This is a genomic window from Diaminobutyricimonas sp. LJ205, from assembly GCF_009755725.1.
GTDB lineage: Bacteria > Actinomycetota > Actinomycetes > Actinomycetales > Microbacteriaceae > Ruicaihuangia.
In genome coordinates this window covers 1,731,341-1,754,845 of sequence record NZ_CP046619.1, presented here as the reverse complement: position 1 = coordinate 1,754,845, position 23,505 = coordinate 1,731,341, and the positions used below count along the sequence as shown (strand labels likewise).

Sequence of the window (23,505 nt, the reverse complement as noted above, 5' to 3'; positions counted from 1 at the left end):
GCCGACCGCGGTTGGCCCCTTCGATACGTCCGCATGTAACCGCGAGATTGGACCACCGTGCCCGACCCCACAGAGCCCGACACCACAGAGCCCGACACCACTGTGCCCGACAAGACGGCGCCCGCCGCCCTTGAGCTCGGACTCGACACCTTCGGCGATGTCACGGCGGATGCCGCGGGTGCCGCCATTCCCCAGCCTCAGGTGCTGCGCAATGTGGTGGCCCAGGCCCGCCTGGCCGACGAGCTCGGTGTCGACTTCATCGGCATCGGTGAGCACCACCGCGAGGACTTCGCGGTGTCCGCACCGGAAGTCGTGCTCGCCGCCATCGCCGGTCAGACCGAGCGCATCCGGCTGGGATCCGCGGTCACCGTGCTGAGCTCCGACGATCCGATTCGAGTCTTCCAGCGCTTCTCGACCCTGGACGCGCTGTCGAACGGCCGCGCCGAGGTGATCCTCGGCCGCGGGTCCTTCATCGAGTCGTTCCCGCTGTTCGGCTTCGATCTCGCCGACTACGAGAACCTGTTCGAGGAGAAGCTGAACCTCTTCGCCGAACTGCTCAAGGAGGAGCCGGTGACCTGGCAGGGCAGCACCCGGGCGCCCCTGAGCGAGCAGCGGGTGTTCCCGCCCACCGAGTCCGGGCGCTTGCGTGCCTGGGTCGGCGTCGGCGGCAGCCCGCAGTCGGTGGTCCGCGCCGCGCACTACGGTCTTCCGCTGATGCTCGCGATCATCGGCGGCGCGCCGGTGCGCTTCGCGCCGCTTGCCGACCTGTACCGCCGGGCCCTCGACCAGTTCGGTGGTGAGCAGCAACCGATCGGTGCGCACTCCCCGGGCCATGTCGCCGAGACCGACGAGCAGGCCCGTGAGGAGCTCTGGCCGCACTACGCGGTGATGCAGGCCCGGATCGGCGCCGAGCGCGGCTGGGGTCCGGCCAGCCGGGACCAGTTCGAGCATGACGCGGGACCGGATGGCGCACTGTTCGTCGGCTCACCCGACACCGTCGCCCGCAAGATCGCGCAGGCGGTCACCGACCTCGGCCTCACCAGGTTCGATCTGAAGTACAGCACCGGCACGCTGCCACACGATCGGCTGATGAACAGCATCGAGCTGTACGGAAGCCGGGTCATCCCGATGGTCCGCGACCTGCTCGCCTGACCTCGGCATCCGGCCTCTTTGGGGTGCTCCGGGTAGCCTGCGAGGATGCCGACCCTCACTGACAACCTCGCCCGACGCCGCTGGCACGGCACCGAGTACTTCAGCGGCCGCGCCCGGTATCGTGACCTCGCGGTCGCCGTCAAGGTCTTCCCGTCGGATCAGACAGGGCCGGCGTTCGTGCTGGTGCACGGGATCGGGGTGTCAACTCGGTACTTCACTCCGCTCGCGGCCGCGCTGGCCAAGTTCGGGCAGGTGTACCTGATCGACCTGCCAGGCTACGGCTCGGCGCCGAACCCGCATCAGGATGTCAGCCTGGCCGAGCATGCCGCCGTGCTCGCCGAGTTCCTCACCGCTTATGGTGTGCAGAACCCGGTGCTCGTCGGCCACTCGATGGGCACTCAGATCGTCACCCGGCTCGCGGTCGATTCGCCGGAGGTGAGCGACCGCTTGGTGCTGTTGGGCACCACCATGAGACCGAGCGGACGACGAGTCGGCCGCGCAAGCTGGCTTCTGTTCCGTGACATCCTGCGCGAGCCGCTGATGGCCAACGTGATCGTTGTCGTCGACTACCTGTTCCGTTGTGGCATCCCGTACTACCTGCGCCAGTTGCCGCACCTGCTCGACGATCGCATCGAAGAGCGCCTGCCGCGTGTGCGGGCGAAGACGCTGGTGATCTCCGGACATCGGGATCCGATCGCCACCGCCGAATGGACGCAGCAGATCGCGGAGTTGATTCCGGATGCGCAGGCGCAGCTGGTGAACGGGCCACACGTGATCATGTTCACCGACCCGCAGAACACCGCCCGGCTGATCGCAGAACACGCCGCACGATGATCCGGATCGGCCCCTGGATCGCCGATTACGCGTACGCAGCCGGTCGCCAGCTGGGCAGCATCTTCGGTGGACGCGACGTGACCGTACTGTCGTCGGGAGATCGCGCCCCGGTGGTGATGATCCCGGGCGTGTGGGAGACCTGGCGTTTCCTCGGCCCGTTGGCTCGGTTGATCAATGCCCGCGGACATCCGGTGCACGTGCTGCCCGAGCTCGGCACCAATCGGGGGAGTGTTGCGGCCATGGCGGCCGTCGCCGCCCGATTCATCGAGGCCAGAAACCTCGACCGAGTGATCATCGTGGCGCACAGCAAGGGCGGTCTGATCGGCAAACACCTGATGCTCGGGGCATCCGGATCCCGGGTGTCCCGGCTGATCGCGATCGCGACCCCGTTTGCCGGTTCGGCGTATGCGAGTTTCCTGCCGGTGCGCTCGTTACGCCTGTTCCGGCCGAACGATGAGACCATCCTGCTGCTGGCGCGGGATGTCGCCACCAATGCCCGGATCGTCTCGATCTACCCGCAGTTCGACCCGCATATCCCGGGTGGCAGTGAGCTGCGTGGGGCGACCAATGTGGAATTGCCGATCGACGGGCACTTCCGCATCCTGCGGCATCCGCTGCTCATTCAGGCGGTCGCCGACCACCTGGAGGCGTGAAGGGTTTCGCTACGGGTCCGGCGCCTCCTGCCGGTGAGTTCTAACGCCCGCCGACCACCCGCAGCCCGAGCCGACGGCCCCAGAGGTGCAGCAGCACTCCGACGACCGCCCCGGCGATGCCGAGGCCGATCCACAGGCCGTTGCCCTGGACGCTGGCGATCACGATCCCGGCGATCGACAGCGCGGCCAGAGCAATGCCGCCGACAGCGAGCAGCCCGGCGGCCAGGGCGAGAGTCTTCAGTTCTTTTCGGTTCACCATGCGGCTTTCTTATAGTCCTTCAAAAACACGCCGTAAAGGTCTTCGCCGGCCTCGCCGCGCACGATCGGATCATAGACGCGGGCGGCACCGTCGACGAGGTCGAGCGGAGCGTGGAAGCCCTCCTCGGCCAGTCGAACCTTGGTGTAGTGCGGACGCTCGTCGGTGATCCAGCCGGTGTCGACCGCGGTCATCAGGATGCCGTCGGTCTCGAGCATCTCCTCGGCGCTCGTGCGGGTGAGCATGTTCAGGGCGGCTTTGGACATGTTGGTGTGCGGATGTCCCGGCCCCTTGTAGCGCCTGGAGAACTGCCCCTCCATCGCCGACACGTTCACGACGTACTTGCGCCGGGCGGGTGACGCGGCCATCGCCGGACGCAGCCGGCTGACGAGCACGAACGGCGCGGTCTGGTTGACCAGCTGCACCTCGAGCAGTTCGAGTGGGTCCACGTGCTGAACGTGCTGAGTCCAGCTGTTCACGGTCAGCTCGTCGGGGACGAGGCCGCCGGCGTCGATCGCCGTGCCGGCGGCCATCCGCTCGAGTGACGACGAACCGGCGGTCATCGCGAACTCGGCCAGCTGCTCCGGGGAGATGCCCTGCGATGCGCCGCCGGCACGAGCCAGCAGCGGATGCGAGGCCACCGAGGCCGCGAGCGCCTGAGGGTGCGCGTCGGTGGTGTGCCCGAAGGTCAGCAGCTCCGGCAGCGGACCGTCGGGCAGCGGGGCAAGCTCCGCCTGCGCGAGCGGCGCGTAGGCACCGGGGGAGCGACGCACCGTCTGCGCGGCATTGTTGATCAGGATGTCGAGCGGGCCGGATGCGGCGACCGAATCCGCCAAGCCGATCACCTGCGCCGGGTCACGCAGGTCGATACCGACGACCCGCAACCGGTGCAGCCAGTCCGAGGCATCCGGCAGCGACGAGAAGCGGCGCACCGCGTCCCGCGGGAACCGGGTGGTGATGGTGGTGTGCGCGCCGTCCCGCAGCAGCCGCAGGGCGATGTGCATACCGATCTTCGCCCGGCCGCCGGTGAGCAGGGCACGGCGCCCGGTCAGGTCGGTGCGCGCGTCGCGCTTCTGATGGCTGAACGCGGCGCAGTCCGGGCAGAGCTGGTGGTAGAACGCATCAACCTGGGTGTACTGCTGCTTGCAGATATAACAGGCGCGCGGCTTGAGCAGCGTGCCTGCGACCGGGGCGCTGGTGCCGGGCTCCAAAGGGATGCCGCGGGTCTCATCGTCGATGCGATCGGGTGCGCCGGTGGCGGTGGCGGCGACGACGGCGTTGTCCGCGTCGACGACGGCCTGGCGCAACTCACGACGACGCACGCGCTTGACCGACTTGAACATCTGCGCGGTCGCCCGGCGCACGGCGATGTAGTCCGGGTGCTCTTCACTGACCTGGTCCATGAAGGCGAGCACTTTGAGGGTGGTGTCGAGGTCGGCGGGGTCGATGCCGCTCGGCTGCCAGTCGGTCGGCGGTGTTTCGGTGTCGGGAGCGGATGACATGATCTATTAATCATGACTGACGCCGGGCGCCCGAATAACCGCGCGCCTCTGGCGGCGCTGATTCCTGACGAATTCGACCCGGACGACGTCTACGCACGGTTCGCCGAGTGGGCGGGATCCCGTGGGCTGCCGCTGTATCCCGCGCAGGACGAGTCGCTGATCGAACTGGTCTCCGGCAACAACGTGATCCTCTCCACACCGACCGGCAGCGGAAAGTCGCTGGTGGCGATCGCGGCGCACTTCACCGCACTCGCGCAGGGCAAGCGCACCTTCTACACCGCGCCGCTCAAGGCACTGGTGAGCGAGAAGTTCTTCGCCCTGGTCGACCTGTTCGGGGCCGAACGGGTCGGCATGATCACCGGAGACTCGTCGGTGAACCCGGATGCCCCGATCATCTGCGCCACCGCGGAGATCCTGGCCAACCTGGCGCTCCGGCACGGCGAGGCCACGCCCGTCGACCAGGTCGTCATGGACGAGTTCCACTTCTACGGCGATCCGGAACGCGGCTGGGCCTGGCAGGTGCCGCTGCTGCTGATGCCGCGCGCCCAGTTCGTGCTGATGTCCGCAACCCTGGGCGATGTCACCGACCTGGCCGCCGACCTGTCGCGGCGTACCGGCAGGCAGACCGCGGAAGTGACCGGCGTGGAACGGCCGGTGCCACTGCACTTCTACTACGCGACCACCCCGATCCACGAGACCATCGAGGAACTGCTCGACACCGGCCAGGCGCCCGTCTACGTCGTGCACTTCTCGCAGGCCGCCGCGCTGGAACGCGCCCAGGCGCTCACCAGCGTGAAAGTGCTCAGCCGCGAGCAGCGCGACGAGATCGCCGACGCGATCGGCGAGTTCCGCTTCACCACGGTCTTCGGCAAGACCCTGAGCCGCCTGGTGCGCAGCGGGATCGGCGTGCACCACGCGGGCATGCTGCCGCGCTACCGGCGGTTGGTCGAGCAGCTCGCGCAACGCGGCCTGCTGCGGGTGATCTGCGGAACCGACACGCTCGGCGTCGGCATCAACGTGCCCATTCGCACCGTGCTGCTCTCGGCGCTCACCAAGTTCGACGGGGTGCGCATGCGCCAGCTGAGCGCCCGGGAGTTCCACCAGATCGCGGGCCGCGCCGGTCGGGCCGGGTACGACACCGCCGGCACGGTCATCGTCCAGGCGCCCGAGCATGAGAGCGACAACCTCAAGGCGCTGCAGAAGGCCGGCGACGACCCGAAGAAGCGTCGCAAGGTGGTGCGCAAGAAGGCTCCCGATGGCTTCGTCTCGTGGGGTGAGGCGAGTTTCGAGAAGCTGGTCGCGGCGACCCCCGAGAAACTCACGAGCCACCTGCAACTGTCCGCGGCGATGCTGATCAACGTGATCGCCCGCGGCGGCGACAGCTTCGAGAACGTGCGTTCGCTGGTCTTCGACAACCACGAGTCGCGCACCAGGCAGTACCAACTGGCCAGGCGCGCGCTTGCCATCTACCGCACCCTCCGCGACGCCCGGATCGTCGAGAACACTCCCAGCGGCATCCGGCTGACGGTCGAGCTGCAGCCGAACTTCGCGCTCAACCAGCCGTTGTCCCCGTTCGCGATCGCCGCATTCGAGTTGCTTGACCCGGAGGCGCCGGACTTCGCGCTGGACATGGTGAGCATCGTCGAGGCCACCCTGGATGACCCGCGGCCAGTGCTGTCTCAGCAGCAGTTCTTCGCCCGCGGTGAAGCTGTCGCCGCGATGAAGGCCGAGGGCATCGAGTACGACCAGCGGATGGAGCTGCTCGAGCAGATCACGCACCCGAAGCCGCTCGACGAGCTGCTGCACCAGGCCTACGTGACCTTCGCCTCAACGCAGCCCTGGGTGCTCGACTTCGAGCTGTCGCCGAAGAGCGTGGTGCGTGACATGTTCGAGCGGGCGATGAGCTTTGCCGAGTTCGTCGGCCACTACAAGCTCAGCCGTTCCGAGGGCGTCGTGCTGCGTTACCTCTCCGACGCGTTCCGTGCCCTGCGGCAAACCATCCCCGACGATGTCAAGAACGAAGACCTGCACGAGCTCATTGACTGGCTCGGGGAACTCGTGCGGCAGGTGGACTCGAGCCTGCTCGACGAGTGGGCACACCTGGTGAATCCGGCCGAGGAGGCGCAAGGACCGGTCGTACCGCCCCCGCCGCCGCGGCTCACCAGCAACATTCGAGCCTTCCGAGTGCTCGTGCGCAACGAACTGTTCCGCCGGGTGCAACTGGCCGCATTCGAACGGTACGAGGAGCTGGGCGAGCTCGACGGCGAGTACGGCTGGACGGCAGATGACTGGGCCGACGCGCTTGACGACTACTGGGCGGAGCACGATTCGATCGGTACCGACGCCAACGCCCGCGGGTCGTCGATGCTGATCATCGATGAGGACCAGGCCGAATGGCGCGTGCGCCAGATCCTGGCCGATCCGGCCGGTGATCACGACTGGGCGATCAGTGCGACAGTCGACCTGGCAGCATCAGATGCCATTGGCGCGGCGGAAATCAGAGTGACTGCGGTCGAGCGACTCTGACCTTCCGGCTAGGACGTCGACGCCGCGCGAATCACCCGGTGCAGGCTGGAGCGCAGATTCTCGAGTTCGCGGGCGGGCATGCCCAGACGCTCGATGATCCGGTGGGGGATCTGTTCCGCTTCCACGCGCAACTCGCGCCCGACACTCGTCAACCGCACGTCGAGCGCGCGCTCGTCGGCGGCGTTCCGGGTGCGGGTGATGTAGCCGGATGCCTCCAGCCGCTTCAGCAGCGGGGAGAGCGTTGCCGGCTCCAACTCGAGGGCATGGCCCAGATCGCGCACCGTGCGCGGGTCCCGGTCCCACAGGGCCAGCATCACCAGGTACTGCGGATGCGTCAGCCCAAGTGGCTCGAGGATCGGCCGGTAGAGCGCGATGACGCTCCGTGAGGCGACCGCCAGGGCGAAGCAGACCTGGTCCTCGAGCGCCAGGAGACTGCGATCATGTGCGAGCTCAGTCATGTGATCCCCTCGTTTTAGCGATCGCGCTAATCGTTAGTACACTAAGCATATGGGACAGGGCAAGGGTCGAGACGCGGAACAGGGCAGCTCATTCGGTAACTGGATTGAGAAGCTCAACGTGAAGCTCCGGCCATACATCGGTGCGCCGCCGCTCGGCCCGTACAACGAAGCGCCCCTGCCGTCGCGTGACACCAAGGCATGCCCACTGTGCGGCCGGCTGATGAGCGACCACATCGTTGACCGCTCGGGGGAGCGCACCCAGCTGTATTGTCCTTGATCCCGCGCGACTTCAACCGATTCGGTGGCCCCCGGAGTGGGCGCTCTCGATCACCGGAGTGCAACGGTACGGTAACAAAATGGTTCCGCATGCCGACACTGACACCACACAGATCGCCGAAACACTACCCGGAGACTGGAATACGGCGGCGTCGAGCTTCCCTGCCTGGACCTACAACCCCGCGGCACCGATCCGGTTGAGCTATCGGCTGGAGCAGCAGAACCCGCTGGTGCTCTCGCACGTGATCAGCTTCGAGAACGGTGAAGGCAAGCAGCGAACCCTGATCGGTCGGGACCGCTGGGCCGGTACCCACTTCCGCACGCGCACCCGCCGGTTCGATCCGCGCGGCGCCAGCCGGTGGGCGGTTCGCGGCGTGCACTCGTCGGGTGATGTCGCAGTCTTGGCGGTGTCCAAGGTATACGGCTCGCCGGATGGCCTGTTGGTGCTCGTCCGGGATTCAGCAGTGATCGATGACCTGCGCGCGCTGGTCGCTGACGGGTACGACCAGTTCGGGTTCAGCCCGGAGGAGTTCGCCTCGCTGAGCTGGCTGTAGCCCACCGCGGCCGCCCGTTGTTCAGCGGGTGGTGCCCATGATCTCTTCGCGCACCCGGCGCATGTCTTCCAGCAGGGAGCCGATCAGGATCCAATGCTCGCCGGGCGTGGTGATCACCAGCGGTGCGGTCAGGGCAGGCAGCTCGGCCGCGGTGTCGCCGGCAGCCTCGGTGCGCCCGAGTAACCGCAGGTCGTGGGCGGCGCGGATCATTTCCGTGACGATCGCCTGTACCGTGCGGTCATCGACGATCGTCGGGTCGTAATGGTCGCGCACCGCGCGCGCCATGCCGATCACCCGGGTCACGAGCGCGTTCAATCGGTGCAGCAGTGCATCGTCTTCGGCGAGCAGGTCACGGTTGCGGCTGCGCCGAGGGTTCAGCTGCAGGCTCTCCTCGCCACGGGTCAGGGCATCGCTGGCGGTTCGCTGCGCCGTGCGAAGCTCGCGGGCGTCCACGAGCAGCTGGTCCAGCTGGCCACGATCGTGCGGTTCGTGCAGCGCGAGCGCGATCCGCTCGAGGATGCGAGCGGTCTGGGCCTGCAGCTTGCCGATCGCGTGGTGCGCGGGTTGCACGAGCACGGGCGGCACGATCAGCGCGTTGATCACCAGGGCGGTGACCGCGCCGATCACGGTCTCCAGGATGCGATCGATCGCGTAGCCGGGAGTGTTGGCCCCGAGCGCCAGCACGAGCATGCCGCTGATCGGTATCTGGTTCGTCGACCCGGGGCCGAGCTTCAGCGCCCAGGCGATCAGCAGCGACGCGACGATGGCGACCAGCACGACCCAGCTGTCAGATCCGAACAGCGCACCCAGCGCTGTGGCCAGCAGCACTCCGAGGATCACGCCGACGCTTCGTTCGATGCCCTTGGCGAGTGACTGGTTCACACTTGGTTGCACCACCAGCAGCGCGGCGATCGCCGCGAAGATGGGCAGTGGCTGGCCAAGCAGCAACTGGGAGAGCAGCCAGGCCACGACAGCCGCGGCCGAGGTCTTCAGTACCTGCAGCAGCGGTGAGCGCTTCGTGTCCTGCAGCGTGCCGAAGAGCTTCACTCGCTCAGCGTATCGAGCGTCACCGGTTGGCCGAGAAACTCCCCATACCGCTTCAGCGCCCGGGTGAAGCCGGACGTGGCTCGCTTGCTGAGCGGAGCGAATGGCTCTGCAGTCACGCGGATGCCGCTGCCTGTCTGCCGCTTGCGCCAGACTCCGATGACCGAGCCGTTGTCGACGATGGTCGGCGCGAACATGCCGTTGCCACCGGGAACCACCACGAGTTGCTGGTCCGGACGGAGCGCTGCGCTTCGATCCCGGTAGCCGAGCAGGAACTCGTCGAAGCCCGGCAGGGCGTGCACGGCCGCCCGCGCACCGGCTCCGGCTGCGGGCGCTTCGAGGGTGTCTGCGTGAAGGTAGTAGTCGGTGCCGTCCACGGTGAGCTGCTCGAGCCGGTCGCGCACCGAGGCGAGCGCTGCCCGCGCCTGGGTGACTGTGATCGACGCCCACCAGGCGAGGTCGTGCACGGTTGCCGGGCCGTGCCCCGCGAAGTAGCGGACCGCCAGCTCGGCGAGTGCCTCGTCCGCCTCGAGCCTGCGGGGGTTGGGAATCCACTCACTGCTCAGCGTGAAGGTCTGCGCTGCGCCCTCGGCCGGGCCGAAGACCAGGGTGCCGGTTTGGGACAGATGCCACAGCAGGTGGTACCCGCGCTGACGGGCGGTGCTGATCCCGGCGGCCTCGAACTCGCCGAGGAGTGCCGTGCGGATGAGGATCCGTCCGCCGGTGAGCGCTCCGATCGCGACCTCGCGGCCGCCTCGATCGTGCGGTCGTCGAGTTCGAGCTGCTTGCGCCTGGTCGTCGCCTCCCGGATCAGCCGTTCGGTGGTGAGCGAGAGCAGCCAGCCGAGATCCTCGGCCGGCAGCACGTGGAGCGTTCCGCGCATCGGCCAGGACCGAACGATGTCGCCCGTGGCGAGGGCGGCCTCGACCGCGGACCGCTGGGGCTGGCGCATCCGGAGCCCGACCGACCAGAGCACCCCCGGATAGTCCTGACCCTGCAGTGCCAGCAGCCGGCGCACCACCTCACCGGGCGTGTCGGCGGCGGGCGATGAGATGCGCTGAGCAACCAGCCGGAGCTCGGTGAGGCGACGGGCGGGGGAGGTGGCCATGCGGCAAGTATGCCGCCGACCGGTGTCAGGCAGAGCGTGCCAAAGCTCCCTCCCGATGAGAATTCACTCACCTGCGGCCCGATCGGCCAGCTCGCACGGCAGGATGGGGGGATGCGCAGGTACGTGGCTCTCATCGCGGGTGTGCTTACCGTGCTCGGCCTCGTGCTGCTCGGCACGCTGACGGTGCGGGCGCTGGACATCCGCGACACGCCAGGCGAACCGCAGCCCGCCCAGCCGATCATCGTCCCACGGAGCACGGTTCCACCGACTCCGGTGCCCGCGACGACCGCCCCCGGTGAGCCGCAACCGGTAGCGCCGGCGCCGCCGGCACCGCTTGATGACGACGGATCGGATGACGACGGGCCGGATGATGACGCGCCGGACGACGATCCTGATGACGGCCCCGACGCGCCTGACGACGATGACTGAGCAGCAACAGGACCTGCTCGAGGGACTCGCCGAATCGCTCGGATTCTCATTGCAGTCGAGCAGGCCGCTCGGACTCGAGGTCAGCGGCGACGGGTTCATCAGCGGACACGAGATCGAACTGCGTTCCGCCGACGGCGTCGTGCAACGTCAGGTGGTCTACCTCGACACGCGGCACGGCACCACCAAGGCCGTCGACGCCTCCCGTGACGGTGTGCTCACCATGCGCAACAACGACACCGGCGACGAGGTCGCCGTGTGGCTGTATCCGAAGGATCCGGCGCTGCCCGCGTTGCCGTCAGCCGTGTATCCGGACGCCGCCACCGTATTGCTGCGCCGGATGGGTCAGGATGTCTCCGACATTCAGCTCACCCTGGTCGCCTACCGGCCCGGCAAGCGTGCGGTGGTCAGAGCCGTGTGGCAGGCCGGCATCGCCTACTTCAAGGTGGTCGCCCCCGACCAGGTGTCGGCGCTGCATGCCCGCTACTCCCGCTGGCGTGAGGCCGGGCTGCCCGTGCCGGCCACCCTCGGCTGGAGCGATGACGGCATCATCGTGTTCACCGAGCTGCCGGGCGTGGTCGCGGCACAGTCGATCGAACGACTCGGCGATGACGAACGGTTCCTTGACGCCGTGGAAGGACTGACCCGAACGATCGCGCAAATCCCGGGGGAGAACGCGGCACGCGTGTCGCTGTCCAGGCGGCTCGATTGGTACGAGCGCCGCGTCCGGATGCTGCTTGCCGAGACCGGCGGGTCGGAGCTGGCCGCCCTGAGTGACATCTGCCGTCGCATCGATGCCACGCTCACGGCCGCGGCCGCGGCCGTGCCACAGCCGGTGATGGTGCACGGCGACCTGCACGTCGGCCAGCTGTTCGTGGATCCGGTCGATCCCGGCCGCATCCTCGGCGTGCTCGACATCGACACCGCCGGTCTCGGCGATCCCGCCGATGACGCCGGCGCGATGCACGCGCACCTGATCATGTCTGCGCTCACCATGCGGGCAGCCGGTGAGCACGAGTCAGAAGCCCGGTACGACCGGCTCGCCGAACGCTGGAGGGAGCGCTGGGTGCGCGGTGACGACGCCGGTTTCAGTGATCGCGCCCACGCGATCTCGGCGACTCACCTGCTCGCGCACACCCTCGGGCAAAGCGTTCCGGCGAACTGGCTGCTCGAACGGGCCAGCGCCCTGGTGTAAGTCTCAGCGCAGGCGGTACCCCATGCCGCGCACGGTCTCGATGCGATCCGATCCGAGCTTGCCGCGCAGGTAACGCACGTAGACATCCACCACGTTCGACCCCGGATCGAAGTCGTACCCCCACACCCGGCTGAGCAGCTGCTCCCGGCTCAGCACCTGGTCCGGATGCCGCATGAACTCCTCGAGCAGGGCGAACTCGCGCGCCGACAGGTCGACGGTGTGGGAATCGATGCTTGCCCGGCGGGAATGCATGTCCAACGACAGGTCATCATGCACCAGCACCGTCGACGCCGCGCTCGACCTGGAGGCATCCCGCATCCGGCTGCGCACTCGGGCGACCAGCTCGTCGAACTTGAACGGCTTCGCCAGATAGTCGTTCGCGCCGCCGTCGAGTCCGGCAACGGTGTCGACGGTGGCGGTGCGGGCGGTCAGCATGATGATCGGCACGGTCTCGTTGAAGCCACGCACCCGGCGCAGCACCTCGAAGCCGTCGATGCCGGGCAGGCCGACATCCAGCAGGATGAGATCGAACTCGTCGCTGCGGGCGAGTTCAACCGCGGCCAGACCGTTGTCGGTCACCCGGCAGGCGTAACCGGCCGCGGTCAGCCCCTTGGCGACGAAAGCCGAGATGCGTTCCTCATCCTCGACCACCAGAATGCTGCTCACTTGACCTCCTGATTCACGGGAACGACGATTGCGAACCGGGATCCGGACGGCGATGTCTGGAGCGTCACCCGGCCGCCGTGCGCGCGTGCGATCGCGGAAACGATGGGGAGCCCGAGGCCGCTGCCCTGGATGCCGCGCCGGGCGTCGACGCGGCCGAACCGCTCGAAGATGCGCTCCTCCATGCCCTCCGGGATGCCCGGGCCACGGTCCGTCACGAAGAACTCCAGAGTGTGCGGATCCGGCAGGCGGCTGCCGAGGGCGATCGGCGACCCGGGCGGCGAGTACTTGGCGGCGTTGTCGGCCAATTGCAGCCACGCCTGCGTGATCCTGACCGGGTCGAGCGAGGCGACAATCGTGGCCGACTCGGCGAGGCGCCAATCGTGGTTGCCGATCGCTGACGCCTTGGCGAAAACCTGGTCGCTGAAGTCGTCGACGTCCACCCATTTCAGCTGCAGCACGCCTTCCTGGCTGTCCGCGAGGGCGGCGATCTCATCGACCAGTCCGGTCATGCGGTCCAGTTCGTCGAGGAGCAGCGGCACCGTCTGACGCACCTCCGCCGGGTCATCCGGATTCATCAGCTCGAGGTGACCGCGCACGATCGTGAGGGGCGTCTTGAGCTCGTGTCGCACATCGCTGAGCAGCTGGTGCTGGGTGGTGATCGACCGATCCAGTCGTTCCAGCATGTCGTTCACGGTCGAGGTGAGCGCGCTGACATCGTCGTTGCCGGAGACCGGGATGCGACCGGACAGGTCGCTGGCGGTGATCCGCGAAGCTGCAGCGGACACCTGCCGAATCGGCCGCAGCAGCCGGCCGGCGACGAACCAGCCGACCAGGCCGATCGCCAGCAGCGAGACCGCCGCAATCATCGCGTAGGTGCGGAACGCGGCGTTCATGTCGGCGAGTTCGGCTTCGATGTCGTACGCGGTGACGTACAACCCGGCGTCGGGCGTCCCGGCAACGTCGATCGGCACGGCAATGTAGCGCAGGTCGCCGACGGTGGTGAGAGCGGTACCGAGGCGGATGGAACCGTCGGATGTCTCCGAAGTCACGCGCACGATGAAGGCCGGATCGTCCTCGAGCTGGAAGTCGGTCGGCACCGCCGAGACGAACGTCGGCACGCCGTTCAGCAGGCCGAGCGAGCTTTCGTTCCGGCTGGGCAGCACCCGGGCGAGCACGGCTTCGATGGCTGACCGGGTGGTGCTGAAACCGGATGCCTCCGGTGCGGTTGTCTGCGAGTCGACGCCACCGGCCGGGTCGCTGCCGGTGACGACGAGGCGCACCGCCTCAACGCTGGTGTTCAGCCGGTCGTCGATCTCATCCAGGATTCGCTCGCGCTGCACGAAATACGCCGAGGCGCCGGCTGTGACCATCGCCACCGCGGTCACGACGAGGATCGCGGCGAGGATGCGCACCCTGACGGACCAGTGGGGCATCCGGCGGGTGGGCATTCCCCAATTATCCGTATGGGAATGAGGGAAGGCCATCGGATGAGAGCATTCTCACCCGATGGCCTCCGTTGGAATGGTTACTCGGTGGGGTCGCTGATGACCAGACGCAGCCCGCCGTCGAACTCGTCCATGGTGCGGAACCGGCCCCACTTGCGGTCCCACTCACCCGAGGCGAGGTCAGCGGCGAGGCGCTGCTCGAACTCCTCGATGATCTCTGGTGCGACGAAGCTCCACGCTGACATGGCGCGGCGAACCGCGGGGTCCAGCACGCGCTCGGGGCGTCCGAAGAACGCCTGTCCGAATCCGTCGATCGAGTCGACGGGAATCGGCACGATCTCGACGCGGGCGCCGCCCAGGGCGTCGGCGATGGTGTCGAGTGTCGGCATCCGGCGCGCCTCGATGTCGAACAGAACCGGCACGTACTCCGGCAGCCACCACTGTTCGGGCACCACCGGGTCGAAGGTCAGCACCACCACCGGGCCGCGGGTGACCCGGCGCATCTCGCCGAGGCCCTTCTTGACATCCGGCCACTGGTGCACCGTGACGCTCGCCATGCTCGCGTCGAAGCTGTCGTCGTCGAACGGCAGGTTCTCTGCGGTGGCGTTGATCGCTGGCGCGAGGTGCGCGGGGCGCTGTGCCCGCATCGACGCGGACGGCTCCACAGCGAACACATGGCGGTCGACCGGTTCATACGATCCGGCGCCTGCGCCGACGTTCAGAACGGTGCGCGCGTTACCGAGGGCGGTGAGGATGCGGGCAGCGATGCGCGGATCCGGTTGGCGGATCTGGGCGTACCCAGCCCCGATGGTCCCGTAGTCGGCGTCGCCCGCCGACCCATCTTCAAAATTTCTCATGGCGAAGTAACGCTAACGCAGGTTGACTACCGCAGAATTCCCAAAGCGACGAGCTGTTCGGCCAGCCCGGCGCCATCGGGCGCGTAGACCCACGGTGCGGGCCCCTCCGCGTGGTCACCATGCCGGCGTCCACCGGCCAGGACCGCCTCGGATGTCGACAGTTGTCGAATGCCCACGGCGATCACCTTGTCGGGATGCCGCTTCGTGAACTGTCCGTAGATGTCCTCGTCGCGCTGGCCGTCATCGCCGATGAGCAGCCAGCGCAGATCGGGGAAGTCGACCGCGAGGCGTTCGAGGTTCTCGACCTTGTGCGCCCGGCCGCTGCGGAACCACCGGTCATGCGTCGGTCCCCAGTCGGTCAGCAGCAGGGCGCCGGCCGGATAGAGGTTCCTGGTCAGGAACCGGGTGAGGGTCGGCGCGACATTCCAGGCGCCCGTCGACAGGTAGATGAACGGTGCGCCGGGATTCGCCGTAGCGAGCCGGTCGTAGAGCACCGGCATCCCGGTCACCGCTCGCCGGGCGTGCTCGTCGAGCACGAAGGTGTTCCAGGCGGCCAGGAACGGCCGCGGCAGATAGGTCACCATCACGGTGTCGTCGATGTCGGAGACGATGCCGAATCGGGTTGCCGGGTCGATCACGAACAGCGGTGCGACCACCGGGTCGGTGTCCCGAGTGCGGATGGAAACCTCATGCCACCCGGGCTCGAAGTCCGATTCCACGCGTGCGTCGACGACGCCGCCGCGGTCGACGGGCAGTTCGTGGTCGACTCCGTTCACCGTGACGAAGACGGGGGAGTCGTGCACCGGGATGCTGAAGAAGCTCCGCCAGCCGCGGATCTTCTCGTACCGGTGCCGGTCGGAGATGTCGGGCTTGGTGAGAACCACGCGACAGAGCACCCGCGCCCAGCCTGGTGCGCCATAAGCGGTGTACGGGACGACCGTGGTCACCAGGCCGCGTTTCCGGCCTCGGCGAGCCCGGAACTCGTGAAATTTGTCCTCTATGCGGGCCGCGCGGTGCAGAATCTCCCGCGGCGTTCGGCCGAGAGTGTCACCGACCGGACCCTTGCGTCGCATTCGTCCAGTTTGTCACGGCTCAGCCGGACGCGTTCACGCCTCCGGCTCCGCCTCGTCCTCAGCCACCGGGTCGATCAGTTGCGGCCCATTGTTCTTCACCGAGCCGACGGCTCGGCCCACCTCGTAGTGGGCGAGCTCGTCCACCCCGGTTTTCGCCGACTCGGCGATCGCAGCGAGCAAGTCTCGGTCACCGATCAGGTACGGGTCGAGCCACTCATCGAGGAACCCGTGGTCGAGCACCACCGGCATGCGGTCATGGATGCTCGCCAGCTCGCCCGCCGAGTCCGTCGTGAGGATCGTCGCCGACAACAACCACTTGTCCGCGGCATCCTCGGCGGCAGCCGGGTTCCGCCACCACTCGTACAGGCCGGCGAGCAGCAGCGGCCGGCCATCGGCAGCGTGGATGAACTGGGGGTACTTCACCCCGTCCGGACCGCGTCGCCACTCGTAGTAGCCGGTGGCCGGGATCGCAGCCCGGCGCTTGGCCACCGAGTTGCGGAACGACGACTTCTCGGCCGCCTCCTCAATCCGGGCATTGAACATGCGCGAACCAACCGAGGGATCCTTTGCCCACGACGGCACCAGACCCCACCTGGCTGCCTCGGCACGGCGCACCGGCTCGGGGTGCTCGGGCTGGTTCTTGGGCAGTGAATCGATGATGACGATGACCGGATCGGTCGGCGCCACGTTCCACGACTGTCCCGGCAGGTTGTCGCCGACGACCTCGACATCGAACATTCCGATCAAATCGGGGGTCGTGTCGGATACGACGAAGCGTCCACACATGGGAACATTCTGCCAATCGCCACCGACACCATGCATCTTTGAGAAAAAGTCCCCCACACTGGGGGGTCACGGGTATATTCAGACCAATCGACGAAGGAGTGACTGTGGTTGCACGAGACTTCGCAGCAGTTCCCGCGGGGAACACGCTCATCCGGAACGAACCGGTCCAGGCTCGGAGCACAGCCCGCCTGACCGCACTCATGGACGCGGCAGCCGCCGTCATCGATCGAATCGGCTACGAACGACTGACCACGGCCATGGTCGCCGATGGCGCCGGAGCATCCATCGGCACCGTCTACCGCTACTTCCCTGATCGCATCGCCGTCCTCCAGGCGCTTGCGGCTCGCAACTACGCACGCTTGCATGAACGGTTGGTCGCCGAACTCGACGCCGGCGGGCACAAGAACTTTCACGACGCGAGGCAGGCGGTGTTCGACGTGTTCGTCGAGATGTTCCGTACCGAGCCCGGATTCCGGTCGCTCCGTGTCGGCGATGTGCTCGACCTCCGTCCCGCCGCCGAGGAGGAGACCAGTTACGGTCGCCTGGGCGCTGCGATGCTCGACGAGTACACGAAGCGGTTCCAGATCTCGGCGAATGAAGAGGCGCGATTCGCGTTCAATGCCGCTATTGAAGTCACCGACGCGCTCGTCGCTCGCGCGTTCGCCCGCGACGACAAGGGTGATGAACGCTACCTGAAGCAGGGGCGCACCATCGCGAACGCACTGCTGGAGCCGTATTTCGACTGATGATCGAGTTCCGGGATGTCTCCAAGCAATTCCCGGATGGCACCCTCGCCGTAGACGGCTTTAGTCTCGTCATTCCTTCACGGAAGACAACTGTGCTCGTGGGGTCATCCGGATCCGGCAAGACCACCTTGCTGCGGATGATCAACCGCATGGTCGACGCCACATCGGGATACGTCGAGATCGACGGCACGAACGTGTCGGAAGTCGCGGCGGTGCCGTTGCGGCGCAGTATCGGCTACGTGATGCAGAACAGCGGTCTGCTGCCCCATCGCACCGCGGCCGACAACATCGCCACCGTGCCCCGGTTGAACGGGGCGTCGCGGCAAGCGGCGCGGGCGCGCGCGCTCGAACTGCTGGATGTCGTCGGACTCGACCGGAGCCTTGCCGACCGGTACCCGAGCCAGCTGTCGGGCGGGCAGCAGCAGCGCGTCGGTGTGGCACGCGGTCTCGCCGCCGATCCGAACATCCTGCTGATGGACGAGCCGTTCGGCGCGGTCGACCCGATCGTGCGCGCCGAGCTGCAGCAGGAGCTCATCCGGTTGCAGCGCGAACTCGACAAGACCGTGGTCTTCGTCACACACGACATTGATGAGGCGTTCCTGCTTGGCGACCAGGTCGTCATTCTCGGCCGCGGCGCCCGTATCGTCCAGCAAGGCTCGCCGAGCGAGATCATCGAGAACCCGGCGGATGACTTCGTGGCCAGTTTCATCGGAGCCCAGCGGGGCAAGCGCGCCCTCCGGACACGTGAGACACCGGACGGGACTGTGCTGGTCGATGCTGAGGGCCGTGTGCAGGCCAGGCTGGTGGGAGAGGCTCCAGCCCGAGAAGGCGCCGTCCGAGAAGACGCTGTGGGAGAAGGCGCCGTAGGAGAGACCCCAGCCTCGTGAACTGGTTGCTCTCAAACCTGGACCTTGTCTGGGCGCTGACGCTCTCCCACATCCGCTTGAGCGCGATTCCCATCGTGCTCGGTTTCGTCATCGCCGTGCCGCTCGGCTGGGTGGCCTGGCGCTACCAGTGGACCCGCGCAACGCTGCTCACCGTGGTGGGGCTGCTGTACACGATTCCGTCGCTCGCGCTGTTCGTTCTGATCCCGCCGATCCTTGGAATCAGCTTCCTGTCCGAGCTCAACGTCATCATCGCCCTGACGATCTACGCGGTGGCCCTGATGGTCCGCTCGGCGACGGACGCCCTCGGCTCGGTCGGGCCTGACGTGCGGCAATCGGCAACCGCAGTCGGCTACGCCGGCTGGGGTCGGTTCTGGAAGATCGAGCTTCCACTGGCCGGCCCGGTGCTGCTCGCGGGTCTGCGGGTGGTGTCAGTGAGCACCGTGAGCCTGCTCACCGTCGGCGTGCTGATCGGCGCCGACAGCCTGGGCTACCTGTTCACGAACGGCCTGCAGCGGGGCATCGGCGTCGAGATCCTCACCGGCATTGTCGTCACCATGCTGGTGGCGCTGCTGTTCGACGTGATCCTAGTGCTGGTGGGCCGTCTGCTGATGCCGTGGCTGCCGTTCGTGCAAGCCCAGCGTGGACGGCAGGCCTCCGCATGAGCCTGTTTCTGGAGGCGCTGGCCTGGATCTTCTCGCCCGAGCGTCTGGTGGGGTCCTCCAGCATCCCGAACCGGCTCGCCGAGCACCTGTACTACACGCTGGTCAGCATGCTCATTGCGGCCGCCATCGCCATCCCGGCGGGGTTGCTGATCGGTCACACGGGCCGTGGCCGGCAGCTCGCGATCGCGCTCTCCGGCGCGGCGCGCGCGCTGCCGTCACTCGGCCTCATCACGATCCTCGCCCTGCTTCTGGGGCTCGACTTCGGCCCGGTGCTGATCGTGCTTGTCGTGCTCGCGGTGCCGTCGATCCTCGCCGGCGCCTATGCCGGAGTTGAGGCGATCGACCGGCACACGGTGGACGCGGCCCGGGCGATGGGGATGACCGAGTGGCAGGTGCTCACCCGCGTGGAGCTGCCACTCGGCCTCCCGCTGCTGATCGGCGGCCTCCGGAACGCGACACTGCAGGTTGTGGCGACCGCAACACTCGCGGCGTACATTGGCCTCGGCGGGCTCGGCCGGTACATATTCTCGGGACTGAGCACTCGAAATTTCGAGGTGATGCTCGGTGGAGCGATCCTCGTGGCCGTGCTTGCCCTGCTGTTGGAAGGCATTTTCGCCCTCCTGCAACGCCTGACTCGCGCCCCTGCACTGAGGAGACACTGATGGTATCGACCGCACGACCGCGCCGGATGGCCCTCGCCGGACTCATCGCAGTGGGGGCGTTCGCCCTTGCCGGATGTGCGTCAGGCGACCCGCTCGAGGCACCAGCACCCGACGACACGAACAGCGACACCATCGTCGTCGGCTCGCAGGCCTACTACTCGAACGAGATCATCGCCGAGATCTACGCCCAGGCGCTGGAGGCTGACGGTTTCGAGGTCGAGCGCCAGTTCAACATCGGCCAGCGCGAGGCATACCTGCCTGAGCTCGAGTCCGGTTCGGTCGACCTGTTTCCCGAGTACACCGGCAACCTGCTGCAGTACTACGACGAGGCAACCGAGGCCCGATCGACCGACGACGTCTATGACGCCCTCGCGGACGCCCTGCCCGACGGGCTCGAGGTGCTCGACCAGGCCGAGGCCACCGACCAGGACTCCTACGTGGTCACCAAGGAGTTCTCTGACACCAACTCGGTGACGAGCCTCGCCGACCTCGCGGCGGTCACGACACCGCTCACGCTGGGCGGCAACTCCGAGCTGGAGACGCGGCCGTACGGCCCCGAGGGCCTGCAGAGCGTGTACGGGGTCACCGTCGGCTTCACTCCGATCGAGGACAGCGGCGGACCGCTCACGATTCAGGCGCTCACCGAGAACCAGGTGCAGATCGTCAACATCTTCTCCGCGTCCCCGGCGATCGGCACCGAGAACCTCGTCGTCCTGGAAGACCCGGAGTCCCTGTTCCTGGCCTCGCACGTTGTGCCGCTGGTGAACGCGGACATTGCTGACGACATCGCCGACGTGATCAACGCCGTCCAGGCCGAGCTGACCGCCGCGGAGCTGGTCGACCTGAACACCAGAAGCTCCGTCGACGAAGAGTCCTCGGACACCATCGCCACCGAATGGCTCACCGAGAAGGGCCTCATCTAGTCGCCGAACCGGTAGCGTTAGGTCGGGCAATACCCTGCCCACATGCATTTCTGTCCACGAGACAGGGCGACAAAGGAGTTCCCATGACCATCGCGCAGCCTTCACCGACGCAGGATGCCTTGGCCCCAGCCGATTTCGAGCACGAACGCGTGCTCATCACCACCGGCGCTCGTTCCGGGCTGACCATCTGCGTGGCGGTGCATTCCACGAAGCTCGGCCAAGCCCTCGGCGGTGCCAGAGTGTGGCAGTACCCGAGTTGGACCGACGCTCTCGATGACGCCCTGCGGTTGTCCCGGGCGATGACCCAGAAGAACGCCGTTGCCGGAATCGGTCGCGGCGGAGGGAAGTCGGTCATCCGTCTACCGCTCGGTGTGACGCTCACTGCCGAGCAGCAGCGGAACGCCATGCTCGACCTCGGAGACGCGGTCGAAAGCCTGCGCGGCGCGTACATGACCGCGGAGGATGTCGGCACCAGCGCGGAACTCATGTCGATCGTGGCCGAGCGCACGTCGTACGTGTGCGGGCTGCCGCCGGAGGAGGGCGGTGTCGGTGAGCCAGCGGATGCCACAGCCTCAGGTGTCTATGCCGGCATCCTGGCCACCCTGGACGAGCTGTTCGACACCCGCGATGTCGCGGGACGCCACTTCGTGATCGCCGGACTCGGCCAGGTCGGCGGTCGACTCGCGGAACGGCTCGCTGCCGGCGGGGCCCGCCTCACAGTCGCCGACGTCAACCAGGCTCGCAAGGCACTCGCCGACCGTCTCGGCGCGACCTGGGCGGACCCCGCTACCGTGCACCGGACCGAAGCCGACCTGTTCGTGCCGTGCGGTCTCGGCGGTGTGCTGACCGGGACCGTCATCTCCGAGCTGCGAGTACAAGGAGTCGTCGGCGCCGCGAACAACCAGCTGGCCACGCGCGACGGCGCGGATCAGCTCCGCCAGCGCGGCATCCTGTGGGCGCCCGACTTCGTCGTCAACGGCGGCGGAGTGATCTTCCTCGCGCTTGCCTCCGAACCGGGGGCAGAGGCTGACGCCATCGAGTCCCGCGTCCAGGCGATCGGAGACACCATCACCGCGATCTACCGCGAGTCCGCCGCTCAGGATGTGAGCACCCTCGAGGCTGCGGAACTCATCGCGAACGCGCGCCTGAACGGCTAGCACCCGCTGATCGACACCCCCGCTGATCGAGCTTGCCGAGATCTCCTCACGAGGTCTCGGCAAGCTCGACCAACGGGTTACTCCGCAGGCTCGAGCGTGTTCGCGTCGCCGTCCCCGCGGCGGAGCATGTGCCGCCGCTGACTGCGCGCCAGCAGCGACTTGACCACCCAGACGATGACGGCGAACACGACGATGATGCCCACGAAGACGTAGCCGGCGTAGTGAAGCTGCTCTGAGATGAGCTGGCGGGTGACCTCACCTGCCGTCGTGCCGACCGAAACGTACGCCAACGCCCAGATGGTGCAGGCGGGAATGGTCCAGGCCATGAACTTGCGGTAACTCATGGTGCTCATGCCCACCGTGAGAGGCACCAGCGAGTGCAGCACCGGCAGGAACCGGGACACGAACACGGCGATGCCGCCACGCCGGTCCAGATAGTTCTCGGCACGCATCCAATGGTCTTCGCCGATCCGGCGGCCAAGAGCTGAGCGGCGGATCTTCGGCCCGAAATACCGCCCGAGCGCGAAACCGATGCTCTCACCGATCAGGGAGCCGACGATGACGGTGATGACCAGCGCAATGAACGACACCGGGTTGACGAACGGATTCTCGGTCGAGAGTGACGCCACGATGACGATGGAGTCCCCGGGAATGATGAGGCCGATGAGCACCGACGTCTCCAGCATTACGCCGATACCGGCGAGCACTGTTCGCATGATCGGGCCGACCGAATCGACCATCTCCAGCACCCACACGAGCAGCTCGTTCACCCTGTCGAGCCTATCCCGCGCGCCGCTGCGTCTCGGGAGGAGTCACGGAGGATTCACGGAAGCGGCCGGCGCAGCGCCGCAAGCCTGCGTCGCCACAGGCTGAGCCGACCCGGTTGCTCCGCCGTGCCCGGACCGTTCAGCCAGCCGGTGACGATGCGCGGGCCATGCAGGGCGTTCACCGCCCAGACCTCCAGCCCATCCAGCTCGGCCGGGGTGACCGCTTCGTGCAGCACATCGACCCCGAGCGCGGCGGCCAAGGCGAGGATGCTTCGGACGGTGACACTGTCCACCCGGGCCAGCTCAGGCTCCGGGATGCAGAGCGCATCGCCGCGCCACCAGAGCAGGGCGGCGGTCGTGGTCTCGACCACGGCGCCGTCCTGCAGCAGCACGGCATCGTCCGCGCCCGTCTGCTGGGCCAGCGTGCGGGTGCGTACGAGGGCATCGAGATCCGGGCCCTTGACCAGGGGATGCTGCCGCGGATCCGGTCCGTCATGGGTGAGCAGGGCGATGGATGATCGCAGTTCCGGCGCCGGACGTGTGCGCAGCACCAATCGGGTGGCCCCGTCGGTGGTGCGCTGCTCGAGCCGCGGGAACCAGGACCCGGCGCGGGGAATGCTGCCGATCGCGGCGTCCCAGAACGCCTCGGCCACCGCGGGATTCGCGGGATCCACCGCTGTCGTCACGGCATCCGGCGCGACAGCGGTGGCGAGGAATCGCTCCCGATGCAGGTCGATCGCCAGCGCCGCGCCGTCGGCGACGAGGAAGGAATCCGCAACCCGGATACTCGAGGCGTCGTCTGGGGAGCAGTACTCGATCGGCTCCAACACGCCGTCGCGCCAGCGGGCGAGGGCAACCGGTTCGACGGGCGGGGCTTCGCTCATAGGCTT

General features: G+C 67.5%; 26 protein-coding genes and 1 pseudogene. 14 read left to right on the top strand and 13 right to left on the bottom strand.

Going from position 1 to position 23,505, the window contains the following annotated elements:
- The first annotated feature begins 102 nt into the window (after positions 1 to 102).
- Genes GO591_RS08400 through GO591_RS08390 form a run of 3 tightly spaced genes read left to right on the top strand, consistent with a single transcriptional unit; the run spans position 103 to position 2,639 of the window.
- Complete coding sequence (locus tag GO591_RS08400) at positions 103 to 1,152, top strand: LLM class flavin-dependent oxidoreductase (protein WP_157157839.1); 1,050 nt, start codon at positions 103 to 105, stop codon at positions 1,150 to 1,152.
- Between the two features lie 45 nt (positions 1,153 to 1,197).
- Positions 1,198 to 1,986, top strand: a complete 789-nt coding sequence (locus GO591_RS08395) for an alpha/beta fold hydrolase (RefSeq protein ID WP_157156406.1) — start codon at positions 1,198 to 1,200, stop codon at positions 1,984 to 1,986.
- Complete coding sequence (locus GO591_RS08390) at positions 1,983 to 2,639, top strand: esterase/lipase family protein (RefSeq protein ID WP_157156405.1); 657 nt, start codon at positions 1,983 to 1,985, stop codon at positions 2,637 to 2,639. The genes GO591_RS08395 and GO591_RS08390 overlap by 4 nt, the downstream gene beginning before the upstream one ends.
- Before the next feature lie 40 nt (positions 2,640 to 2,679).
- On the opposite strand, the gene GO591_RS08385 is transcribed toward GO591_RS08390, so the two are convergent.
- Both GO591_RS08385 and GO591_RS08380 read right to left on the bottom strand, forming a co-directional pair.
- Complete coding sequence (locus tag GO591_RS08385) at positions 2,680 to 2,898, bottom strand: hypothetical protein (RefSeq protein ID WP_157156404.1); 219 nt, start codon at positions 2,896 to 2,898, stop codon at positions 2,680 to 2,682.
- Positions 2,892 to 4,397, bottom strand: a complete 1,506-nt coding sequence (locus GO591_RS08380; protein ID WP_157156403.1) for an SDR family oxidoreductase — start codon at positions 4,395 to 4,397, stop codon at positions 2,892 to 2,894. The genes GO591_RS08385 and GO591_RS08380 overlap by 7 nt, the downstream gene beginning before the upstream one ends.
- Positions 4,398 to 4,409: 12 nt before the next feature.
- Between GO591_RS08380 and GO591_RS08375 the strand changes: the two genes are divergently transcribed.
- A complete protein-coding gene (locus GO591_RS08375) occupies positions 4,410 to 6,923 on the top strand; it encodes a DEAD/DEAH box helicase (protein WP_157156402.1) in 2,514 nt (837 codons plus the stop codon).
- Between the two features lie 8 nt (positions 6,924 to 6,931).
- Here the strand turns inward: GO591_RS08375 and GO591_RS08370 are convergent, their stop codons facing one another.
- On the bottom strand, positions 6,932 to 7,381 hold the full coding sequence (locus GO591_RS08370; protein ID WP_157156401.1) for a MarR family winged helix-turn-helix transcriptional regulator: 450 nt from the start codon (positions 7,379 to 7,381) through the stop codon (positions 6,932 to 6,934).
- Between the two features lie 49 nt (positions 7,382 to 7,430).
- Between GO591_RS08370 and GO591_RS08365 the strand changes: the two genes are divergently transcribed.
- On the top strand, positions 7,431 to 7,658 hold the full coding sequence (locus GO591_RS08365) for a hypothetical protein (RefSeq protein WP_157156400.1): 228 nt from the start codon (positions 7,431 to 7,433) through the stop codon (positions 7,656 to 7,658).
- A gap of 79 nt (positions 7,659 to 7,737) precedes the next feature.
- The gene (locus GO591_RS08360) at positions 7,738 to 8,211 is read left to right on the top strand and encodes a hypothetical protein (RefSeq protein WP_157156399.1); all 474 of its coding nucleotides are present in this window, start codon (positions 7,738 to 7,740) and stop codon (positions 8,209 to 8,211) included.
- Positions 8,212 to 8,232: 21 nt separating this feature from the next.
- Here the strand turns inward: GO591_RS08360 and GO591_RS08355 are convergent, their stop codons facing one another.
- The 3 genes and pseudogenes from GO591_RS08355 to GO591_RS16045 all read right to left on the bottom strand — a co-directional run.
- The gene (locus GO591_RS08355) at positions 8,233 to 9,258 is read right to left on the bottom strand and encodes an FUSC family protein (RefSeq protein ID WP_157156398.1); all 1,026 of its coding nucleotides are present in this window, start codon (positions 9,256 to 9,258) and stop codon (positions 8,233 to 8,235) included.
- Positions 9,255 to 10,097 carry a winged helix DNA-binding domain-containing protein gene (locus GO591_RS15940; protein ID WP_255446941.1) on the bottom strand — a complete coding sequence of 281 codons (843 nt, stop codon included), beginning with the start codon at positions 10,095 to 10,097 and terminating at the stop codon, positions 9,255 to 9,257. The genes GO591_RS08355 and GO591_RS15940 overlap by 4 nt, the downstream gene beginning before the upstream one ends.
- A gap of 11 nt (positions 10,098 to 10,108) precedes the next feature.
- Positions 10,109 to 10,363: pseudogene (locus GO591_RS16045) on the bottom strand (DNA glycosylase AlkZ-like family protein); the annotation flags it as partial.
- A 111-nt stretch (positions 10,364 to 10,474) separates the two neighbouring features.
- On the opposite strand from GO591_RS16045, the gene GO591_RS08345 reads away from it, so the two are divergent.
- Both GO591_RS08345 and GO591_RS08340 read left to right on the top strand, forming a co-directional pair.
- Positions 10,475 to 10,792 carry a hypothetical protein gene (locus GO591_RS08345; RefSeq protein WP_157156397.1) on the top strand — a complete coding sequence of 106 codons (318 nt, stop codon included), beginning with the start codon at positions 10,475 to 10,477 and terminating at the stop codon, positions 10,790 to 10,792.
- Positions 10,785 to 11,984, top strand: coding sequence for a phosphotransferase family protein (locus GO591_RS08340; RefSeq protein WP_157156396.1), 1,200 nt, complete (start codon positions 10,785 to 10,787; stop codon positions 11,982 to 11,984). Before GO591_RS08345 ends, GO591_RS08340 begins: the two co-directional genes overlap by 8 nt.
- A 3-nt stretch (positions 11,985 to 11,987) precedes the next feature.
- Here GO591_RS08340 and GO591_RS08335 read toward each other — a convergent pair whose 3' ends face one another.
- The 5 genes from GO591_RS08335 to GO591_RS08315 form a co-directional block, all read right to left on the bottom strand.
- Positions 11,988 to 12,650: a response regulator transcription factor gene (locus tag GO591_RS08335; RefSeq protein WP_157156395.1), complete on the bottom strand. Its 663-nt coding sequence runs from the start codon at positions 12,648 to 12,650 to the stop codon at positions 11,988 to 11,990.
- Entirely contained in the window at positions 12,647 to 14,098 is a 1,452-nt protein-coding gene (locus GO591_RS08330; RefSeq protein WP_198295441.1) for a sensor histidine kinase, read from the bottom strand. Before GO591_RS08330 ends, GO591_RS08335 begins: the two co-directional genes overlap by 4 nt.
- A 77-nt stretch (positions 14,099 to 14,175) precedes the next feature.
- The gene (locus GO591_RS08325) at positions 14,176 to 14,952 is read right to left on the bottom strand and encodes a class I SAM-dependent methyltransferase (protein ID WP_157156393.1); all 777 of its coding nucleotides are present in this window, start codon (positions 14,950 to 14,952) and stop codon (positions 14,176 to 14,178) included.
- 26 nt (positions 14,953 to 14,978) lie between these two features.
- Positions 14,979 to 16,025 (bottom strand): App1 family protein, encoded by a 1,047-nt coding sequence (locus tag GO591_RS08320; RefSeq protein WP_157156392.1) that lies wholly within the window; start codon positions 16,023 to 16,025, stop codon positions 14,979 to 14,981.
- 33 nt (positions 16,026 to 16,058) lie between these two features.
- Entirely contained in the window at positions 16,059 to 16,811 is a 753-nt protein-coding gene (locus tag GO591_RS08315; protein WP_157156391.1) for an SOS response-associated peptidase, read from the bottom strand.
- Between the two features lie 104 nt (positions 16,812 to 16,915).
- On the opposite strand from GO591_RS08315, the gene GO591_RS08310 reads away from it, so the two are divergent.
- From GO591_RS08310 to GO591_RS08285, 6 genes are all read left to right on the top strand, one after another.
- Complete coding sequence (locus GO591_RS08310) at positions 16,916 to 17,557, top strand: TetR/AcrR family transcriptional regulator (RefSeq protein ID WP_232466102.1); 642 nt, start codon at positions 16,916 to 16,918, stop codon at positions 17,555 to 17,557.
- Positions 17,557 to 18,444 (top strand): ABC transporter ATP-binding protein, encoded by an 888-nt coding sequence (locus GO591_RS08305; RefSeq protein WP_157156390.1) that lies wholly within the window; start codon positions 17,557 to 17,559, stop codon positions 18,442 to 18,444. Before GO591_RS08310 ends, GO591_RS08305 begins: the two co-directional genes overlap by 1 nt.
- Positions 18,441 to 19,106, top strand: a complete 666-nt coding sequence (locus GO591_RS08300) for an ABC transporter permease (RefSeq protein ID WP_157156389.1) — start codon at positions 18,441 to 18,443, stop codon at positions 19,104 to 19,106. Before GO591_RS08305 ends, GO591_RS08300 begins: the two co-directional genes overlap by 4 nt.
- Positions 19,103 to 19,768: an ABC transporter permease gene (locus GO591_RS08295; RefSeq protein ID WP_157156388.1), complete on the top strand. Its 666-nt coding sequence runs from the start codon at positions 19,103 to 19,105 to the stop codon at positions 19,766 to 19,768. The genes GO591_RS08300 and GO591_RS08295 overlap by 4 nt, the downstream gene beginning before the upstream one ends.
- Positions 19,768 to 20,691 (top strand): ABC transporter substrate-binding protein, encoded by a 924-nt coding sequence (locus GO591_RS08290; protein WP_157156387.1) that lies wholly within the window; start codon positions 19,768 to 19,770, stop codon positions 20,689 to 20,691. Before GO591_RS08295 ends, GO591_RS08290 begins: the two co-directional genes overlap by 1 nt.
- 83 nt (positions 20,692 to 20,774) lie before the next feature.
- Positions 20,775 to 21,848, top strand: coding sequence for a Glu/Leu/Phe/Val dehydrogenase family protein (locus GO591_RS08285; RefSeq protein ID WP_157156386.1), 1,074 nt, complete (start codon positions 20,775 to 20,777; stop codon positions 21,846 to 21,848).
- Between the two features lie 77 nt (positions 21,849 to 21,925).
- Here GO591_RS08285 and GO591_RS08280 read toward each other — a convergent pair whose 3' ends face one another.
- Positions 21,926 to 22,618, bottom strand: a complete 693-nt coding sequence (locus tag GO591_RS08280; protein WP_157156385.1) for a DedA family protein — start codon at positions 22,616 to 22,618, stop codon at positions 21,926 to 21,928.
- Positions 22,619 to 22,671: 53 nt separating this feature from the next.
- Positions 22,672 to 23,499 (bottom strand): aminotransferase class IV, encoded by an 828-nt coding sequence (locus GO591_RS08275; protein WP_157156384.1) that lies wholly within the window; start codon positions 23,497 to 23,499, stop codon positions 22,672 to 22,674.
- Positions 23,500 to 23,505 lie beyond the last annotated feature (6 nt).

Bases quoted from the DNA above. Each gene is read 5' to 3' on its own strand.
- GO591_RS08395 (WP_157156406.1), top strand. From the start codon at position 1,198: ATGCCGACCCTCACTGACAACCTCGCCCGACGCCGCTGGCACGGCACC.
- GO591_RS08390 (WP_157156405.1), top strand. From the start codon at position 1,983: ATGATCCGGATCGGCCCCTGGATCGCCGATTACGCGTACGCAGCCGGT.
- GO591_RS08385 (WP_157156404.1), bottom strand. From the start codon at position 2,898: ATGGTGAACCGAAAAGAACTGAAGACTCTCGCCCTGGCCGCCGGGCTG.
- GO591_RS08380 (WP_157156403.1), bottom strand. From the start codon at position 4,397: ATGTCATCCGCTCCCGACACCGAAACACCGCCGACCGACTGGCAGCCG.
- GO591_RS08375 (WP_157156402.1), top strand. From the start codon at position 4,410: ATGACTGACGCCGGGCGCCCGAATAACCGCGCGCCTCTGGCGGCGCTG.
- GO591_RS08370 (WP_157156401.1), bottom strand. From the start codon at position 7,381: ATGACTGAGCTCGCACATGATCGCAGTCTCCTGGCGCTCGAGGACCAG.
- GO591_RS08365 (WP_157156400.1), top strand. From the start codon at position 7,431: ATGGGACAGGGCAAGGGTCGAGACGCGGAACAGGGCAGCTCATTCGGT.
- GO591_RS08360 (WP_157156399.1), top strand. From the start codon at position 7,738: ATGGTTCCGCATGCCGACACTGACACCACACAGATCGCCGAAACACTA.
- GO591_RS08345 (WP_157156397.1), top strand. From the start codon at position 10,475: ATGCGCAGGTACGTGGCTCTCATCGCGGGTGTGCTTACCGTGCTCGGC.
- GO591_RS08340 (WP_157156396.1), top strand. From the start codon at position 10,785: ATGACTGAGCAGCAACAGGACCTGCTCGAGGGACTCGCCGAATCGCTC.
- GO591_RS08330 (WP_198295441.1), bottom strand. From the start codon at position 14,098: ATGCCCACCCGCCGGATGCCCCACTGGTCCGTCAGGGTGCGCATCCTC.
- GO591_RS08325 (WP_157156393.1), bottom strand. From the start codon at position 14,952: ATGAGAAATTTTGAAGATGGGTCGGCGGGCGACGCCGACTACGGGACC.
- GO591_RS08320 (WP_157156392.1), bottom strand. From the start codon at position 16,025: ATGCGACGCAAGGGTCCGGTCGGTGACACTCTCGGCCGAACGCCGCGG.
- GO591_RS08315 (WP_157156391.1), bottom strand. From the start codon at position 16,811: ATGTGTGGACGCTTCGTCGTATCCGACACGACCCCCGATTTGATCGGA.
- GO591_RS08305 (WP_157156390.1), top strand. From the start codon at position 17,557: ATGATCGAGTTCCGGGATGTCTCCAAGCAATTCCCGGATGGCACCCTC.
- GO591_RS08295 (WP_157156388.1), top strand. From the start codon at position 19,103: ATGAGCCTGTTTCTGGAGGCGCTGGCCTGGATCTTCTCGCCCGAGCGT.
- GO591_RS08290 (WP_157156387.1), top strand. From the start codon at position 19,768: ATGGTATCGACCGCACGACCGCGCCGGATGGCCCTCGCCGGACTCATC.
- GO591_RS08285 (WP_157156386.1), top strand. From the start codon at position 20,775: ATGACCATCGCGCAGCCTTCACCGACGCAGGATGCCTTGGCCCCAGCC.
- GO591_RS08275 (WP_157156384.1), bottom strand. From the start codon at position 23,499: ATGAGCGAAGCCCCGCCCGTCGAACCGGTTGCCCTCGCCCGCTGGCGC.